A 17,362-nucleotide genomic window follows, 5' to 3' on the forward strand; every position below is an offset into this window, starting at 1 on the left:
TTTCCTCGTACTATCCATTATAGGGGAACGTATGATCGAAGTCAATTAAATTCGGTTGTACCATTTCTAGCCAGAACTCTTAGGTACCAAAAAATGACTTCTCAACAAGAATAAATCTTTCTATTGAGATCTGGAGATAAACCACCTATTTGCTATGTTTCCTTTCAGAGTGGTTTCAAATAACGAGCATCACTGAAGAATAAACCTAAACGCATATTTTATCGTGTCTAACAGTTAGAGGCATAGCTAATAGACACCTCTATTCAAACATTCTATAACTTGTAAATCCTATTAGCTTCATACAGTATCTATTCCATTAGATGCTTTTCCTATGTATAAAGAGGGCGAACAACTCTCCCTCTTTTAAAACGATTACAAGATATCTAATCTTACAAGCAACGCTAAAAGGATTTGAAGCAAAAGTTGAATGTTAACGGCAATTTGTGTATCAGTTGTAGTAACATCAACATTTTTAGAGTTTTCAACAACAGTTTTTTGATAGTTTAACTGTTTGATTTTAGAACTTTGCAGAAGTTCTTGAGTGATCTTATCAGCTTTTTCGCTGTCTGCAATGGAAATACTGATGACTAACGCAATAGCGGTTTGTAAAGATGCTTGTAATGAAAGAGCTGCTTTCGTATCAGTAGAATTTACTGTTACATCACAAGAATCTTTAATTAGGATAAACTCTTCTGACAATTGCAATGTCTTGTTAACTTGTGAAGCACCTTGAGTAGGTGAACCTCCATTATTATCCATTGGATGACATGCTTCTGGATCTAAAGCCGACCAACGCTTGTTATTTCTCCAATGAGATTCGTGATCCTCACATTTCTTACACTCTTTTTCTTCAACTTCAATATGACTTTCTTCACTCATTTCTAATACCCCTTCCTTCATAGTCTACTTTACTTTATGTCGTAATATATTTTTTGCTTGGGCAGATTAATTAAGGGCTTTTACCTGTTTTAAAATCTTCTTCGGTTAACAAATGAATTTGGATTGTGCTTCCTAGTAATCACAGCTGGTCTCTCATAAAAATCGTTTGAATCAGCTGACATCCCATTATTAACCTCGTAAGAATCTTCTTTTTCTGGAGAATTTGCAGAATCGGTCAGTTTCTTTCTTAATAGGCTCTTCTCTAAATTACTAGAATCAAAAGAAGTTTTCATTGGTTTCCCTACAGTATCCATGTCTATATTCTGCAAAAACTTATTGACTTCTGTTTGAATATCTACGACGGTACTCTTTACTTTTGCTTGATCCGTTAAAGATAGATCTTTAGAAACATTCACATTATACTTGTCTAAAATACGGCCTACTACTACCTCCACTAAGTGTTGGTGATTATTCATGTTGACTTCCCCTTCCAGTAAATTCGTATTTAAGAATGGTTTTTCACACTTTAGAACATTATTTCTTCTATACTTTTCGTTCATCTTATCCTTCAGTTGTATCCCCATAAATCCATTCTTTCTAAGTAGTTTATGTTTCAATACATTTTTTGATTGGGCCCTTAAGTACCAAAAACTGATCCTGAAAAAAACTAGCAGTACATAAAACGATTGAATGATTTACGAATCTATTAGATGTCTGCATTCACCGTAGTTAGAAAATCGAAACAAAGCCTTTCCCACGCTTCGATAAATGACACCAAAACAAAAAACCCTCAACACATAATGTGTCGAGGGCTTCGTCTTTTAATAGTTTTGCATGAACTGTTCTCTTTCCCACGGATGGACTTGGGTGCGGAACATATCCCACTCAATTTCTTTTGCTTCAATAAAGTGTTCAACTGCATGCTCTCCTAATGCTTGAACAAGTGTGTCGTCTTTCACTAAACTTTCAAGCGCTTCAGCTAGTGAAGCCGGTAAAGCTTTAATGCCTTCTTCTACACGCTCTTCCTTGCTCATGACGTAAATGTTTCGATCCGTTGCTTCTGGAGGCGTCATTTTACGCTTGATACCATCTAAACCAGATGCTAACATAACAGCCATTGCTAAATACGGGTTAGCAGATGGGTCTGGACTACGTACTTCAATACGTGTTGATACACCACGTGAAGACGGGATACGGATAAGTGGTGAACGATTACGCATCGACCAAGCGATATAAACGGGTGCTTCGTAGCCTGGTACTAAACGCTTGTACGAGTTAACAATTGGATTCGTAATAGCTGTAAAGCCTTCAGCATGCTCTAAAATACCACTTAAGAACTGCATGGCTGTTTTGCTTAACTGACTTTCTGTTTTCTCGTCATAAAACGCGTTGCCTTCTTTTGTGAAGAGCGACATGTTTAAGTGCATACCAGAGCCATTTACACCAAACAATGGTTTTGGCATAAACGTTGCATGAAGACCATGCTTACGAGCAATCGTTTTAACAACAAGCTTAAACGTCTGAATGTTGTCACATGCGGTAATCGCATCAGCGTATTTAAAATCAATTTCGTGCTGCCCAGGTGCAACTTCATGGTGAGATGCTTCAATGTCAAAGCCCATATCTTCTAGCTCTAAAACGATATCACGACGACAGTTCTCACCAAGGTCAGTTGGTGCAAGGTCAAAATATCCACCTTTATCGTTTAGCTCAAGGGTTGGCTCGCCTTTTTCATCATTCTTGAATAAGAAAAATTCCGGCTCTGGACCAATGTTAAACCCTGTAAAACCTAATTCTTCTGCTTGTTTTAACACGCGCTTTAAAATCCCGCGAGGATCTCCATCAAATGGCGTTGGCTCTTCGCCTGGTTTACCTGGTTGATAAATATCACAAATTAATCGCGCCACTTTCCCTTTTTCCGGTGTCCATGGGAAGATGACCCACGTATCTAAATCCGGATAAAGGTACATATCTGATTCTTCAATTCGTACAAATCCCTCGATGGAAGATCCGTCAAACATCATCTTGTTATCCAGCGCTTTTGAAAGCTGATCCACTGGAATTTCTACGTTTTTAATTGTTCCTAATAAGTCTGTAAACTGTAGACGAATAAAGCGTACATTTTCGTCTTGTGCAATGCGAACAATATCTTCTCTTGAATAATTTGGCAACGCATTTGCTCCTCTCACTCTGTTTTTATATGTAGAAAAGGACGTAAACGCCTTTTTACATGACTTTTAAACGATAAGCTATGTACGTATCGTACTAAAGGCTTTTTTGTTCGTCAAGAAAAGTCCTTATTCATTGTCTTCCTTTTCCCCACGGTTACTAAACGTCTTTTCTACTGCTTTCGTTACAGCAAGCTTCACATGTTCATACGTTAGGCCACCTTGAACATACGCAGTAAATGGCGCACGCAATGGGCCGTCAGCAGTTAATTCAATACTTGCACCTTGCACGAATGTGCCTGCCGCCATAATGACATCATCTTCATAACCTGGCATATAGCTCGGCGTTGGTGTAACGTGGGCATTTACTGGGGAAGTGTGTTGAATGGATTGACAAAAGGCAACCATTTGTTCAGCTGTGTCAAAATAGACCGCTTGAATTAAATCAGTGCGTGTTTCACTCCAACGCGGTGACGTCTTCATTCCTACATCTTCTAATAAAGCAGCTGTGAAATGAGCACCTTTTACGCTTTGAGCGACCACGTGTGGGGCTAAAAAGAAGCCTTGATACATGTCTGTTAGTGTCCCAAGTGTTGCCCCTCCTTCAGCACCAATACCCGGTGCAGCTAAACGATAGGAGGCTAACTCTACAAAATCCCGCTTCCCAACAATATACCCACCAGATTTAGCGATGCCACCACCTGGATTTTTAATTAACGAACCTGCCATTAGATCAGCACCAACGTGACAAGGCTCTTTTGTTTCAACAAACTCTCCATAACAATTATCAACGAATACAATGACATCCTCTTTTATCGATTTTACATAAGCGATAATATCTGCTAGTTCAGCAATCGTAAAGGAGGGACGATCTCCATACCCTCGTGAACGCTGAATTCCTACTACTTTCGTCTGTGCATGAATCGCGTTTCGAATACCTTGCTTGTCCATTTTACCGTTCAAAAGATCAACTTTGTTGTAGCTAATTGAATAATCACGCAGCGAGCCCTTACCATTTCCTCGAATACCGACAATTTCCTCGAGGGTATCATAAGGCGTTCCGCTAATGTATAGCAATTCATCTCCAGGACGTAATAGACCAAAAAGCGCTACAGCTATGGCGTGTGTACCAGACACAAGCTGATGGCGGACTAAGCTCGCTTCTCCTCCAAACACATCTGCATAAATTGCTTCTAACGTCTCTCGCCCCGCATCATCATACCCATAACCTGTTGAAGGAGTGAAATGAAAATCGGCGACTTGATGGGTCGCAAAACTTTCCATCACTCGATTCTGGTTAAATAGAGCGACTGCATCCACTTGTTCATGAATTGGTTTTATTTTGTCTTCTGCGCGTTGTACAAGCACGCTGACTTCTTTTGAAAATAATGATTTCATACGTTGTTTCTCTCCTAATTAAATTCAATCCTCTTAAGCTTATCACGTCATAAAAAAGAAAGAAATAAAATGGCGCCATGACACGCATCTTATTTCTTGAATGTGAAATCTTCTTTTCGTAATGTCTCAAGCTCTGATTTTGTAAACTTATCTTCTTTTAACACCCGAACCGCTTGAAGTCGAATCGCTTCTTCCACCATATTTCTTATATAACGTCCGTTGCTAAAAGCATACGTTTCCTCTACTAAAACATGCTTTAGATGCTCACGACAGCGATTCAATGCATCTTTTTCAATCATATAATCTCGATCTTTCGCCATTCCAATAAGCATCTCTATCAGTTCTTCTACCGAGTAATTCGGGAACGTAATTGAAATCGGAAAACGAGACGGTAAGCCCGGATTCAAAGACAGAAAAAAATCCATTTCTTTTGAATAACCCGCTAAAATGAGCACAAATTCATTTGCATGATTCTCCATTCCGCGAACGAGTGTATCAATGGCTTCTTTTCCAAAGTCTTTTTCCCCACCTCTTGAAAGAGAGTACGCTTCATCAATGAACAGAACGCCTCCTTGGGCTTGCTTTAAGACATCCCTTGTTTTCTGCGCAGTATGCCCAATATACTCACCAACAAGATCAGCCCGCTCCATTTCGATAAAGTGCCCTTTTGAGAGAACATTCATTTCATGTAAAAAAGAGGCAATAAGCCGAGCAACCGTTGTCTTGCCAGTGCCAGGATTGCCTTTGAAAATCATGTGCAATACTTGTTTTGGTGATTTTAAGCCGACTTCCTTCCGTCGTTCACTAATATAAATCCATGCGTACAGTTCTTTTACAAGCGCCTTTATCTCTTTTAAGCCGATATAGTTTGCAAGTTTATGTTCAAACCGAACGAGAACTTCATGCTTTTCTTTTTCTTCAACAGACACAAACCAATCTGTGCTCGCACGCTTTTCAGGAGATTTATTTAACACGACATTTATCCGCGCATTATTTTTCATTTGGTGATTTGACATGGTTAGTAAGACCTCCCTCGAAACCTCATCACTCCTACTACTATACGTGTAAGAAGACAATGCGTGATAAACACCCAAACGATGCTTCCTCTTCTTTATCTTATGGCTATGGTAGAAAAACCATGCCTCTAATCCTTCCCATAGACATTTACACGGTTTTTGTTAAAATTTAAGAAAAGGGGGAGTTGGATGGACGTATTGTCGTGGAAAAACGTGTTTTTAGATCAGCTCGCTCTAAAAGGAAGAAAGCAGGCAACGATTCGTCGCTATGACTATGATTTGCTTGACTTCTTTCAATGGTTAGAAGAAAAGCCCTTTAAAACATTAACAACAGATGAGGTTGAAGCGTTTTACCATCACTTAATGATGTCACGTCAGTATAAAGTACGGACAATCCGCCGAATCTCTTCTGTACTTCGTCGTTTTACACTGTTTTTACTGGAAGAAGGCTCCTTACAAGATCATCCATTGCTCCATCATGAACCACCTTTGTTGAACCTTGAGCCCTTAACAAGAAATGAGTGGATTAGTCAAAAAGAAACAACAATTTTGCTCAAAACAAGCCATTCTGAAAGAGGGTTAACCGAAAACCAACGAGCCGCTCGACCGCAATTAACAGAACGGAATTATACGATTTTGCTATTGCTAACGAACTATGGCATTACGCTAGGTGAAGCATGTGCGCTTACAATGAGGGATACATCTTTTATTCAACAAACGATTATTGTTGGTTCAGATGCCTCTAAACGGACTCTAGTATTAGAGGACGACCATGCTAAACAACTTTATGTTTATTGGAGTAGCATTCCAGAACCTGTTCGACCTCGTATGCACACAGATGATTCATTCTTCGTCGCGTTTGATTTTACAAGACGAACCTATCATTGGTCTTATGAACACGATCGCCCAAAAGCATTAACTGCTATTGCTCTTCAAAAAATGATTCGTACAGAAGTTGCACGTGCACATTTACGGAAAGGCATTTCCGCACAACATTTTCGTAATTCCTACTTACTACGATCGTTACTCTATTCTGGGCATGATCATCAGCTACAGCATAAACTTGGATTAAAAAGTCCGTTGTCTCTTCGCCGTTATGTACTGACCGTCTCGCGATTAACGACAAAAGAAAAAGCGCTTTTACTCACAACTAGATAAAAAAGATCTCTGAACAGTTGTTCAAGAGATCTTTTTCTACTTTTATACGTCCGTTTCGCTTTTCAACTGGACGTTTTTTTGCGGTGCAAATGTTGAAATTGCATGCTTATATACAAGCTGCTGCTTTCCTTCTGTCTCAATAATGACCGTGAAGTTGTCAAATCCCTTTATTGTGCCACGAAGCTGAAACCCATTTAATAAAAACATCGTGACTGGAATCGATTCCTTTCTTAGTTGATTTAAAAATTGATCTTGAATGTTCACCGTTGACTTCATAACGATAGCCCCTCTCTCTCTATGTGTTTCTACTTAATTATTCGAGTCCATTTTTAAATTTCCTGCAAGAAAAATCGACGACTTTCGGTAAAATTTCTTCAATCGTCTGGGAAGTAACATCAAACCATTCTGCTTCACTTTTATTTTTAAACCACGTTAGTTGTCTTTTTGCATACTGGCGCGAACGAGTTTTGATTTGGTCAATAGCTTGTGACAATGATTGCTCTCGATTAAAGTAAGCATACAGTTCTTTATAACCAATGGCTTGGATCGCCGGTCCTTCAATGCCTGCTTTATACAAAGCCTCTACTTCTTCAACAAGCCCCAGTTCCATCATACGGTCTACACGTTGATTTATGCGACTATACAGAAGCTCTCTATCCATTGTTAGACCAATTAGCGCACTATGGAACCGAGGCACCGATTGTTCTTCTTCCCGTTCAGAAAAACGATGCCCTGTAGTATGAAGGACTTCCAAGGCACGGATGACACGTCGTTCGTTATGAGGATGAATGGATTCTGCTGCTTTTGGATCCTTCTCTACAAGCAATTGAAACAGAGCTGATCCCCCCTGTTTTTGAGCAAACATTTCCAGCTCTTGCCTATAAGCTGGATCGCTTTCTGCTTTAGAAAACGATAAATGGTGGGTAATAGCTTGGACGTACAACCCTGTGCCTCCAACCATGATGGGCATTTTACCTCGGGCCTTTACATTCGAAATTGCTGCTAGTGCACGGTCTTGAAAGCTCGAAACTGTCCATGGCTCCGTTGGGTGCAGCATATCAATTAAATGGTGAGGTACACGTGCTCTCTCTGCATCAGTTGGCTTCGCCGTTCCAATCGTCATACCTTGATACACTTGCATCGAATCAGCATTAATTATTTCGCCTTGTAACGTTTCTGCTAGACGTATACTTAGTTCGGTTTTTCCGACTGCGGTTGGTCCAACAACTGCAATTAATGGATCTTTTTTCAACAACATACTTCCTTCCACTGTTTCATTCATTGCTTGATTACACCATATTGAAACGATGCATTTGCTCGTTTTTCTACTGAAAACCCGAGCGTTGCAAACAAATCACTTTTTGTGTGATTTTTTAAAACGACTTTTTTTCGCGCGACTCGTTTTGCTTCTTCGACCATAGTGGCTGTTAACGATTGATAAGACGCAAATTGCTTTAGCCCTGCAATACCAGGGGAATGTAACCGAACATCGAACATCGGATCAAAGTAAACGACATCGACACTTTTTGATTCGCTTTTCTTTAAAAAAGAGAGACTATCTGTTTTAGTGACGTTTATCCGCCTTAAAGCATCAATAAAAAGGTCATCACCTTCACGCCAATTTGCAAGTCCGTGACTGACAATAAATGCTATATAGGCATTTGCTTCTAAACCAATAACCTGTCCCTTTTGGCCGACAGCCAATTGTGCCATCGTAGCGTCTGCCCCCATACCGAGTGTAGCGTCAATAAACGTGTCTCCTGGATGTAACTCTGTTGCGGCTAGAAAAGGATCATAGCCTGATCTTCGCCACTGCTTATAGCGTAGAAAAGCAACATTCGGGTGATAATAAAACGGCTCTGCCCCTTGCTGCTTATGCAAAATTAGTTTGTCTTTCGCAACAACTAACAGTGGCTGATCACCAAACGCTAAATAGAAATCTTCGATGGAGCGATCATTTCGATCAATAAACGTACCGTTAAGTGGCGTTATATAAGACATCGCTTCCTCTTTTAAGCGTTCCACTTGTTTTCTTGCTGTTGTCACAATCACGTTTGTTTGCCCCTCTACATTACACGTTTAAACATTTTTTCTAATTCATAGGTGGAGAAGTGGATCAGAATAGGACGACCATGGGGACATGTATAAGGCTCTTCACACCGCCTTAACGTTTCTAGCAGTTCAAACATCTCATCATGTCGCAAGTGCCGATTCGCTTTAATGGCCGCTTTACAACTCATTAAAATGGCCGCTTCTTCTCGCAACCGGTACAAGTCAATTCGTTTAGTCCCAAGCAACTGGTCTATGATTTCGCGAATAGACGACTCTTCTTCTCCTCTTGGAAACCATATTGGATGTGACCGCACAACATACGTATGGTGACCAAATGGTTCAAGGGTTAACCCTACCATTTCTAATTTCTCTTTTGATTCTTGAATCATGGCTGCTTCTCGAGCGGTAAATTCTAGTGTTAGCGGAACGAGTAAATCTTGTAACGTTGACGTAGGCTCACTTAGTTTTTTGCGGAAATACTCATATTTAATCCGTTCCTGTGCCGCATGTTGATCAATTAAGTACATACCGTTATCGTTTTGCGCAACGATATAAGTTCCATGCATTTGTCCAACTGGGTACAAAGGAGGAATGGTTGAAACGATCACTTCTTCAGATTTTTCTTGTTTGAGTTCAGATTGAACCGTTGGCGCTGTTTCAACCAGTTGCTCCATTTCAGCTTCAACATCCTTTTGACTGTTGTATTGCTGTTCTTGCATCGAAAACGGTTCCTCAGTCTTGGAAGTCGTTTTCAGCGGTGCAAGGTCACTCAACGGTTTCTTTTTGTAGGCATATGTTTCTTCATGAACCGCTACATCTGTCTCCTCTGATTCTACTGCTCGATCTTGGTAGCGCAATGAAAACGCTAGTTGTTGCGACGTTTGTTTCTCAACAACCGGCTTAGGTGATTGTGGAATTAATGTTTCCTGTGCAAAGACTTCTTTGATTGCAGTTGTCATCACTTCGCCAAGAGCCTCTTCTTTACTAAGTCGCACTTCAAGCTTTGATGGGTGTACGTTCACATCAATTAATGTTGGGTCCATTTCAATTTTCACTACCGCTAGTGGATAACGGCCAATCGGCAACAACGTATGAAAGCCTTGTTGAATGGCTTGTGCCAACTTGTAGTTACGAATGTAACGACCATTAATAAAGATAGACATGTATTGTCGGCTCGCTCGGGTTAGTTCTGGCTTAGCCACATAACCAGACACCGTATAATCAAGAGACTGTCCTTCAATCGGCACCATCATTGAAGCGGTTTGACGACCATACACTTCTGCAATGACCTGTAAGAGTCGACCGTTCCCGGTTGTATTTAAAACCGTTTTCCCATCACTCGTGTAGTGAAAAGAAATAGCAGGATACGCCAACGCCATTCGATTGACTACATCACTAACATGACCAGATTCAGTCAATTTTGTTTTTAAGTACTTTAACCGCGCCGGTGTATTATAAAATAAATCTTTGATGACGATGCTTGTCCCTTTTTTTGCACTGGAAGGCTGCCGATCAATCAATTCACCACCATGAAGAGTCAATTCTACTCCTTGCGTCCCCGTACTCGTTTGCACAGTTAACGTCGATACCGACGCAATACTTGGTAAAGCCTCTCCTCGAAACCCTAACGTACGAATAGAAAACAAGTCGCGATCGTTTTGGATTTTTGAGGTGGCATGGCGTAAAAATGCCGTTTCCACTTGATCCGATGCTATCCCATGTCCATTGTCAACAATACGAATCGATTCCATACCGCCCTCTACTATTTCAACTAAAATGTCTGTTGCATCAGCATCAATAGCATTTTCAATTAATTCTTTCACAATTGAGGCAGGACGTTCAACCACTTCCCCAGCGGCTATTTTGTTGGACAAAGAATCATGTAACTGGCGAATGACTTTCACTGCACACACCTCATTTCTTTCTTAACTGCATTTGCCAATCGTTCACCTTTTTCATTGCTTCAAAAGGCGTGACGTGCAAAAGATCTAATTCCTGTAGCGCCTTTAAAACGCTTTGTTCTTTTTTTGTTTTCCCATTCTTTTTCTCTTCTTTTACTTGAAACAAACTTAATTGCTCCACATCTTCGTGAGTGGAAGCAACTTCTTCGTGAACGACTGTATGCTCTTGTGTAGCCTTTGTTGGTTTTGCTTCAAACGTCGCCAACAATTCATTTGCTCGTTTTGTTACAGACTCAGGTAAGCCAGCCAGCTCTGCAACATACACACCATAGCTACGATCGGCGGCACCTTCAATAATTTGGTGCAAGAACACGACTGTACCGTCTTCTTCAGCAGCAGACACATGGACGTTTCGTAATGTTGGAATTGACTTTGCCAGTTCCGTCAATTCATGATAATGGGTGGAGAACAACGTCTTTGCACCAATAGATTCGTGGATATACTCAATAATAGCCTGTGCTAAAGCCATCCCGTCATAAGTTGATGTTCCACGACCAATTTCGTCTAGTATAATAAGGCTATTTTCCGTCGCCTTTGTTAAGGCATCCTTTGTTTCCATCATTTCGACCATAAATGTACTTTGGCCACTCGCTAAGTCATCAGCAGCACCAATTCTCGTAAAGATTCGATCAAAAATCGGCATTGTTGCTTGCTTAGCAGGCACAAAACTTCCGATTTGAGTTAAGATAGCGCTAAGTGCAAGCTGTCGCATATAAGTAGATTTACCACCCATATTCGGTCCAGTAATAAGTAACATATCTCGTTCATCTGTTAAATCAATATCGTTTTCAACATATGTTCCCCGCTGAATAACCGTTTCTACCACAGGGTGTCGACCTTGAATGATATTAATTTGACGTGTTTCTGTTACAGTTGGCTTTACATACTGCTGTTTTTCGGCTACCATCGCAAAGCTTGCGAGAACGTCCATTTCGCTTATTTCTGTAGCGAGTTTTTGCAAAGAAGGCACATATTCTTGCACAACTGTACGAATATCGATAAACAATTGATACTCTAGTTCTGTGAGTGATTCTTCCGCCTCTACTATTAATGCTTCTTTCTCTTTGAGCTCAGGTGTAATATAGCGTTCTGCGTTTGTTAACGTTTGCTTACGCTCATATCTTCCTTCTGGTAGTAGGTGCGTATTCGCTCGTGACACTTCAATATAATAACCAAAGACTTTGTTATAACCGACTTTTAATGAACGGATGCCTGTAAATTCTCGTTCTTGCTGTTCCAGTTGTGCAATCCACTGTTTTCCATTTTTACTGGCATCACGATACCGATCAAGCTCTTCATTATAGCCATCAACAAGAATGCCGCCATCCGTTAGCGAAATAGGTGGGTCATCCACGATACTGCTCGTTAATAATTGAACAAGGGTTTCGTACGTTTCAATCGACTGTAGCCAATTTTTATTAATCGCTAAACCGTCTAACTGGGCTTTGATATCAGGTAGCTTTTTTAACGATCGCTTTAGCTGTACAAGTTCTCTCGCATTTACACTCCCGTACGCAATACGAGCAGCTAAACGCTCTATATCGTACACTTCTTTTAATAAATCCCGTAACGCTTCTCGTTCAAAAAAAGCATGATAAAACTGCTCAACAACCTCTTGGCGCTCTTTAATTGCTCTAGGTCGTACAAGTGGTCGATCCATCCATTGTCGCATTAAGCGCCCGCCCATCGACGTAACCGTTTGATCAATAACTGACAGGAGCGAGCCTTGCTTTTTCTTCTCTCGTAATGTCTCCACTAGTTCTAAATTTCGTTTTGCGTGAATATCCAATTTCAAATAATCATCTGTTGATAGGAATGTAGCTTGTTGAAGATGATGTAACGATTGCTTCTGCGTCTCTACTAAGTAATGAAGTAATCGATAGTATGCTTTCTGTAATACAGGATGTTTAATGTTCGTAACTAAATGCTGATATTCTTCTAGCGGCTCTTCATGCTGCCGATAAGAAATTAAAATGGAGCGATTATGGGCGAAGGAGGCATGTAACTGCTCTTCCACTTCAATAGGCGCTACAACTTCCTTGGAGCGACTTGTAGTAATCTCTTCTAGTAGATCATCCATAGTGCCGTTAATAAGTGTGACATCACTTTCGCCAGTCGATAAATCACATCGAGCTACTCCGTACGCACCGTCAGCAACAGCAATGGCAACAAGAAAATTGTTTTCTCTTTCTGAAAGAAGCTTGCTGTTCATGAGTGTTCCGGGAGTCAATAATTTCGTCACTTCGCGTTTAACGACCCCCTTCACCATTTTAGGGTCTTCTACTTGCTCACAAATGGCCACTTTATAGCCTTTATCAATTAACTGGGTCATATAATTTTCAGCTGAATGATGTGGAACACCACACATTGGAATTCGATCTTCCCCTTGCCCTCTACCTGTTAGCGTAATTTCTAATTCTTTCGCTGCCGTCTGTGCGTCTTCATAGAACATTTCATAGAAGTCACCTAATCTAAAAAATAGAATCGCATCTTGATAGTGTTCTTTTATCTCTAAATATTGCTTCATCATTGGCGTCATTCTAAACGTGCCTCCGTTAATCCTAAAATCTTACGTCATTATATCATAGTAAAGGCTGTCCCTTCATTCAAGAAAAAAAAAGCCAGCTGTATCATTCAGCTTGGCTTAGGGTTTATCGATTTCTTCTTGTAAAAAATTCGGATCAATTTGCTCATAATCATCATCGGATAGGTCTCTGCCTAAAGCATCTAGTGGATACTCTTCAATCACTCCCTCAGGATTGACTGCAACAGCTACTTTTGTTTCCCCGATACATTCTACTACAAACTCTCGTTCTACTTGAACATCAACGGAATGGCCATTTTCACTAATGACTGCCTCTAACGTGTTTGGTTGTTGTACAGCTTTTGCAACAACGTCAAGTTCTTCAGAAATGACATTCTCGTCTTTCATCGATAAAGGAACAATGTCGGTGTAAGAAACGGTTTGAGTGGCTACCTCTGTTTTTGTATTATTTCCGTATGAATACCAGACATTAATATCGTACGTTCCGCTTACTTCAATGTTGTCTCCGCGTTTCTTTGCACTATAGGTATGATTAATGATCCAACACCCTAAAATACTTGACGGACGTTCTGTCGGTCGAATATGATGAGTAGCTTCTGAAAATTTCCGTCCTTTTCCACAGACCGCTTTCGTAATAATTTCACGATAACTTGATGAACTTCTTGGATCTGCCATCCTGTTCCCTCCATTCACAATTCACCTAAAGCCTAAGCAGCCAGCACTCTTTATCCGCTCCGTGGGCTTTAGATACACGCTTCTCTATTAAGCTATGTGCACGATGACTTGTTTAGACCATGAAAAAACACCCTAACGAAATAATTAGGGTGTTTCTAGGTTAGCAACGATGAAAGGGACTTTTCGTCGTTGTACCGCGCATGACGTCTCCATCCATGGAACGAATAATTTCATCTGTTACACGTTTTGAAACGGTATTGGTTATAACTTGTAGTAGCTCATTCACTTCAATTTGACTACGTTTAAATTCTTGAACCAGCGGAATGTCATCAATTTGATTATGAAGTTCATCTATTTTTGCTTCTACTTCTTTCATTGCTTCTAGTTTACCGTAATGGCGTAAATTAACAGCTTCCTTTTGGTGCTTTTTAATCTCAGCGATCATCTCTTGAACACGCAAATGTTCATTGATTTTCTTTTCTGCTCGTTTAAAGAAATCAACCTCTTCTGTTTGCGCAAGCATCGTTGCCAGTTCTTTTGCTTTTTCCCGAATGTCTTTTCGTGTATACAGTGTGCTCATTACACACGCACCTCCGCTGTTTCAATCATTTTTCCATTAAGAGACCATGTTTTAGCCTCTGTCACTTGAATATAGACAATCTCACCAATAACGGACTTAGGACCGACAAAGTTTACTAATCGATTTGTTCGCGTTCTTCCAGCTAATACATCAGGGTTTTTCTTACTTTCACCTTCAACAAGAACTTCGACTACTTTATCTTGATAATCTAAGTTGCGCTTCTCAGATATGCTGTTTACAAGAGCATTCAAACGTGCCAGACGTTTCTTTTTTGTTTCCATCGGTACATTATCTTCCATTCGTGCAGCAGGCGTGCCTTCACGAGGAGAATAAATATACGTAAAAGCTGCATCAAACTGCATCTCTTCAACAAGTGATAACATGTCTTCGAATTGTTCCTCAGTTTCATTTGGGAAACCAACAATTAAATCCGTTGTAAACGAAGCATTAGGAATGGCTTCTTTAATTTTGCTTGCGAGGGTCACGTATTGCTCTCGTGAGTACTTTCTTCCCATCAGTTTTAAAATCTCAGTATTTCCATGTTGAACAGGTAAATGAATATGTTCAACTAAGTTTCCACCTTGAGCCAAAACCTCAATTAAATGATCATCAAAGTCTCTTGGATGACTTGTCGTAAACCGAACACGAGGTATATCGATTTTATGAATTGCATCCATTAGTTCTCCAAGACCACCGTAATCACCAGGAAGATCTTTACCGTAAGCGTTAACGTTTTGCCCTAGTAATGTTACTTCTTTGTACCCCTGACGAGCTAAGTCACGAACTTCATTTATAATATCCTCTGGCAAACGACTTCGTTCTTTTCCTCGTGTATAAGGCACAATACAGTACGTACAGAATTTATCGCAACCGTACATGATGTTTACCCAAGCTTGCGTTTTATTTTGACGTTTTCGTGGCATATTTTCCACAACGTCGCCCTCTTTTGACCATACTTCAACGACCATTTCTTTTCCAAAAATGGCTCCTTGTAAAAGAGTAGGCAAGCGGTGAATGTTATGCGTACCAAAAATCAAATCAATGTGCTGATGTTTCTGTAGAATGCGGCTAACAACCGATTCTTCTTGTGACATACAGCCACAAACACCAATAATGAGCTCGGGTTTCTCTAATTTTAAAGGCTTTAAATGACCAATCTCTCCAAACACTTTGTTTTCTGCGTTTTCACGAATGGCACATGTGTTAAGAAGAATAACATCCGCTTCAGTCGTTTCGGTTGTTTCTTCGAAGCCCATTTCTACTAGCATCCCTGACATATTCTCTGAATCGTGTACGTTCATTTGGCAACCATATGTACGAATCAGGAATTTTTTTCCCTTTCCGAGATTGGCCAACTCCGCTGGAACAATATGATCTGGTCGAATCACTTGAACTTCTTCACGCTTGCGTTTGCGACCAGAGCGATAGTTCGGTTGGTCATAAATTGTAATATCTCTACCTTTTATTTTGACTACCTTTTTTTCATCATCTTCTGATATAATCCGTGCATCACTAAAATCAAAGTAATGGCTGTAATCTTTCGCCTTCTTTTGATCAGACATTTCTATTGCTCTCCTTTCGTGCCAACAATCCATTCCCTCCATATTATACGTGGCAAAGCGGTAGAACACAATGACAACCGTTCTTTTCCTCTTCATTCGAGCTTCATGCGCATAATTTCTGTCACTTGATCATTGATTAATAGTAATCGTGCACACATCATTGGAGGGATCTACGATGATAACCATTCAAGATAAACCGTTAAATACATCTTCATTACCAGCTTTATCCCAAATCGAAACAGCTATCATTCAAAGTTTGGCTAGTCAAAGCGTTTCCTACAACTACGCATCTTTACAAGAGTTGAGCTTCGAACTAGCGTTACGAAAACACACGATTCACGCTTCTATTAGTTTGTTGCAAAGCGGGGCTCGTTTTGAATCGTTTATGCGCTCAACTTGTAATCCACGCTTTTGGAGACGAATGCCTAATGGTGCTTTTCAATTAAATCCTTATGTTCGTCCATCTGATGCCATCGAGGATATTTTTCAAAATGGGCAGCTGTATGGCTTTGAGTGCGCAACGGCCATTATTATTATTTTTTATAAAGCAGTGAAAGACTCCATTGATCAACAATCCTTTGACCAATTGTTTCAGCAACTCTATTTATATTCTTGGGAACATGATGAAGATTTGCAGTTAGAAACACGAGCAGGAACAGACTACGTAATTGGTGACTGTCTTTACTTTGATAATCCTGATTTTGCACCTCAGCACTCAGTATGGCGGGGAGAAAATGTTATTAAGCTTAATGATAATTTATACTATGGTCATGGAATTGCCATTCGCACGTCTGAAGAAATCATTTATCATTTGAATCAAATGCGACGTCCTGGCGCAACTACCACGGCTCATTTACTTCCTCAAGTAACACGGTTAAACTTTACATTTGTGCGTACCTTTTCAAGCAATGGGTATACACCAAGAACGTCTCTTGATTCTGCGGTTACCATTCAAACCGGCAACCAAACAAGATTATCGTAAAAAAAATAGAGAAGGTGTCATGGACACCTTCTCTATTTTTAACGCGGTTCAATAATTAGCTTAATAGCCGTTCGCTCTTCCCCTTCAATCTCTATATCCGTAAATGCCGGAATACAAACGAGATCAATTCCACTCGGGGCGACAAATCCTCTCGCAATGGCAACTGCTTTTATGGACTGATTGAGTGCGCCTGCACCAATCGCTTGAATCTCTGCGGCACCTCTCTCACGAATAACGCCTGCCAAAGCTCCTGCTACTGAATTTGGTGTCGATTTTGCTGATACTTTTAACACTTCCATTTCTACCCCTCCTTAAGCAAATAACAGTTCGATCAATTCAAAATCGAATAGATGATGTCTAACAGGCTATCTGCCTTATTACATCTA

The 17,362-nt window shown here is 40.3% G+C and carries 16 protein-coding genes; 2 read left to right on the plus strand and 14 right to left on the minus strand.

Annotation, left to right across the window (positions count from 1 at the left end; translation table 11 throughout):
* Window positions 1-372: 372 nt before the first annotated feature.
* The 5 genes from PQ477_RS19695 to spoVK all read right to left on the minus strand — a co-directional run bounded on the left by PQ477_RS19695 (window position 373) and on the right by spoVK (window position 5,461).
* Entirely contained in the window at window positions 373-879 is a 507-nt protein-coding gene (locus PQ477_RS19695) for a spore coat protein (RefSeq protein ID WP_081762352.1), read from the minus strand.
* A gap of 89 nt (window positions 880-968) precedes the next feature.
* Window positions 969-1,355 (minus strand): hypothetical protein, encoded by a 387-nt coding sequence (locus tag PQ477_RS19700; protein ID WP_144559141.1) that lies wholly within the window; start codon window positions 1,353-1,355, stop codon window positions 969-971.
* Between the two features lie 345 nt (window positions 1,356-1,700).
* Window positions 1,701-3,050, minus strand: a complete 1,350-nt coding sequence (glnA, locus tag PQ477_RS19705) for a type I glutamate--ammonia ligase (protein ID WP_060704029.1) — start codon at window positions 3,048-3,050, stop codon at window positions 1,701-1,703.
* A gap of 126 nt (window positions 3,051-3,176) precedes the next feature.
* Entirely contained in the window at window positions 3,177-4,445 is a 1,269-nt protein-coding gene (locus PQ477_RS19710) for a methionine gamma-lyase family protein (RefSeq protein ID WP_274272742.1), read from the minus strand.
* A gap of 89 nt (window positions 4,446-4,534) precedes the next feature.
* Window positions 4,535-5,461, minus strand: a complete 927-nt coding sequence (gene spoVK, locus PQ477_RS19715; RefSeq protein ID WP_144559143.1) for a stage V sporulation protein K — start codon at window positions 5,459-5,461, stop codon at window positions 4,535-4,537.
* A 189-nt stretch (window positions 5,462-5,650) separates the two neighbouring features.
* Between spoVK and PQ477_RS19720 the strand changes: the two genes are divergently transcribed.
* Window positions 5,651-6,619 (plus strand): tyrosine-type recombinase/integrase, encoded by a 969-nt coding sequence (locus tag PQ477_RS19720; protein ID WP_274272743.1) that lies wholly within the window; start codon window positions 5,651-5,653, stop codon window positions 6,617-6,619.
* A gap of 42 nt (window positions 6,620-6,661) precedes the next feature.
* On the opposite strand, the gene hfq is transcribed toward PQ477_RS19720, so the two are convergent.
* The 8 genes from hfq to miaB form a co-directional block, all read right to left on the minus strand.
* Window positions 6,662-6,895 carry an RNA chaperone Hfq gene (gene hfq / locus PQ477_RS19725; RefSeq protein ID WP_035397294.1) on the minus strand — a complete coding sequence of 78 codons (234 nt, stop codon included), beginning with the start codon at window positions 6,893-6,895 and terminating at the stop codon, window positions 6,662-6,664.
* Window positions 6,896-6,932: 37 nt separating this feature from the next.
* Window positions 6,933-7,901 (minus strand): tRNA (adenosine(37)-N6)-dimethylallyltransferase MiaA, encoded by a 969-nt coding sequence (miaA, locus tag PQ477_RS19730; protein ID WP_246117034.1) that lies wholly within the window; start codon window positions 7,899-7,901, stop codon window positions 6,933-6,935.
* Window positions 7,898-8,671: a class I SAM-dependent methyltransferase gene (locus tag PQ477_RS19735; protein ID WP_274272744.1), complete on the minus strand. Its 774-nt coding sequence runs from the start codon at window positions 8,669-8,671 to the stop codon at window positions 7,898-7,900. Before PQ477_RS19735 ends, miaA begins: the two co-directional genes overlap by 4 nt.
* A gap of 14 nt (window positions 8,672-8,685) precedes the next feature.
* Window positions 8,686-10,575, minus strand: coding sequence for a DNA mismatch repair endonuclease MutL (gene mutL / locus PQ477_RS19740; RefSeq protein ID WP_144559145.1), 1,890 nt, complete (start codon window positions 10,573-10,575; stop codon window positions 8,686-8,688).
* A 10-nt stretch (window positions 10,576-10,585) separates the two neighbouring features.
* Window positions 10,586-13,171 carry a DNA mismatch repair protein MutS gene (gene mutS, locus PQ477_RS19745; protein WP_274272745.1) on the minus strand — a complete coding sequence of 862 codons (2,586 nt, stop codon included), beginning with the start codon at window positions 13,169-13,171 and terminating at the stop codon, window positions 10,586-10,588.
* A gap of 105 nt (window positions 13,172-13,276) precedes the next feature.
* Window positions 13,277-13,852 carry an outer spore coat protein CotE gene (locus PQ477_RS19750; RefSeq protein ID WP_274272746.1) on the minus strand — a complete coding sequence of 192 codons (576 nt, stop codon included), beginning with the start codon at window positions 13,850-13,852 and terminating at the stop codon, window positions 13,277-13,279.
* 160 nt (window positions 13,853-14,012) lie between these two features.
* Entirely contained in the window at window positions 14,013-14,432 is a 420-nt protein-coding gene (locus tag PQ477_RS19755; RefSeq protein ID WP_035397287.1) for a YlbF/YmcA family competence regulator, read from the minus strand.
* Window positions 14,432-15,994 carry a tRNA (N6-isopentenyl adenosine(37)-C2)-methylthiotransferase MiaB gene (gene miaB / locus PQ477_RS19760; RefSeq protein WP_144559147.1) on the minus strand — a complete coding sequence of 521 codons (1,563 nt, stop codon included), beginning with the start codon at window positions 15,992-15,994 and terminating at the stop codon, window positions 14,432-14,434. The genes PQ477_RS19755 and miaB overlap by 1 nt, the downstream gene beginning before the upstream one ends.
* A 175-nt stretch (window positions 15,995-16,169) precedes the next feature.
* Here miaB and PQ477_RS19765 point away from each other — a divergent pair, with 175 nt between their 5' ends.
* Window positions 16,170-16,976 (plus strand): protein-glutamine gamma-glutamyltransferase, encoded by an 807-nt coding sequence (locus PQ477_RS19765; RefSeq protein ID WP_035397285.1) that lies wholly within the window; start codon window positions 16,170-16,172, stop codon window positions 16,974-16,976.
* A 38-nt stretch (window positions 16,977-17,014) separates the two neighbouring features.
* Here PQ477_RS19765 and PQ477_RS19770 read toward each other — a convergent pair whose 3' ends face one another.
* On the minus strand, window positions 17,015-17,275 hold the full coding sequence (locus PQ477_RS19770) for a stage V sporulation protein S (protein ID WP_035397283.1): 261 nt from the start codon (window positions 17,273-17,275) through the stop codon (window positions 17,015-17,017).
* Window positions 17,276-17,362 lie beyond the last annotated feature (87 nt).

This window comes from Shouchella hunanensis (assembly GCF_028735875.1).
In the GTDB taxonomy this organism is placed as follows: domain Bacteria; phylum Bacillota; class Bacilli; order Bacillales; family Bacillaceae_D; genus Shouchella; species Shouchella hunanensis.

Bases quoted from the DNA above. Each gene is read 5' to 3' on its own strand.
- PQ477_RS19770 (WP_035397283.1), bottom strand. From the start codon at position 17,275: ATGGAAGTGTTAAAAGTATCAGCAAAATCGACACCAAATTCAGTAGCA.
- mutS (WP_274272745.1), bottom strand. From the start codon at position 13,171: ATGACGCCAATGATGAAGCAATATTTAGAGATAAAAGAACACTATCAA.
- miaA (WP_246117034.1), bottom strand. From the start codon at position 7,901: ATGAATGAAACAGTGGAAGGAAGTATGTTGTTGAAAAAAGATCCATTA.
- PQ477_RS19700 (WP_144559141.1), bottom strand. From the start codon at position 1,355: ATGAATAATCACCAACACTTAGTGGAGGTAGTAGTAGGCCGTATTTTA.
- PQ477_RS19765 (WP_035397285.1), top strand. From the start codon at position 16,170: ATGATAACCATTCAAGATAAACCGTTAAATACATCTTCATTACCAGCT.
- hfq (WP_035397294.1), bottom strand. From the start codon at position 6,895: ATGAAGTCAACGGTGAACATTCAAGATCAATTTTTAAATCAACTAAGA.
- PQ477_RS19720 (WP_274272743.1), top strand. From the start codon at position 5,651: ATGGACGTATTGTCGTGGAAAAACGTGTTTTTAGATCAGCTCGCTCTA.
- spoVK (WP_144559143.1), bottom strand. From the start codon at position 5,461: ATGTCAAATCACCAAATGAAAAATAATGCGCGGATAAATGTCGTGTTA.
- PQ477_RS19695 (WP_081762352.1), bottom strand. From the start codon at position 879: ATGAGTGAAGAAAGTCATATTGAAGTTGAAGAAAAAGAGTGTAAGAAA.
- PQ477_RS19755 (WP_035397287.1), bottom strand. From the start codon at position 14,432: ATGAGCACACTGTATACACGAAAAGACATTCGGGAAAAAGCAAAAGAA.
- miaB (WP_144559147.1), bottom strand. From the start codon at position 15,994: ATGTCTGATCAAAAGAAGGCGAAAGATTACAGCCATTACTTTGATTTT.
- PQ477_RS19710 (WP_274272742.1), bottom strand. From the start codon at position 4,445: ATGAAATCATTATTTTCAAAAGAAGTCAGCGTGCTTGTACAACGCGCA.
- PQ477_RS19750 (WP_274272746.1), bottom strand. From the start codon at position 13,852: ATGGCAGATCCAAGAAGTTCATCAAGTTATCGTGAAATTATTACGAAA.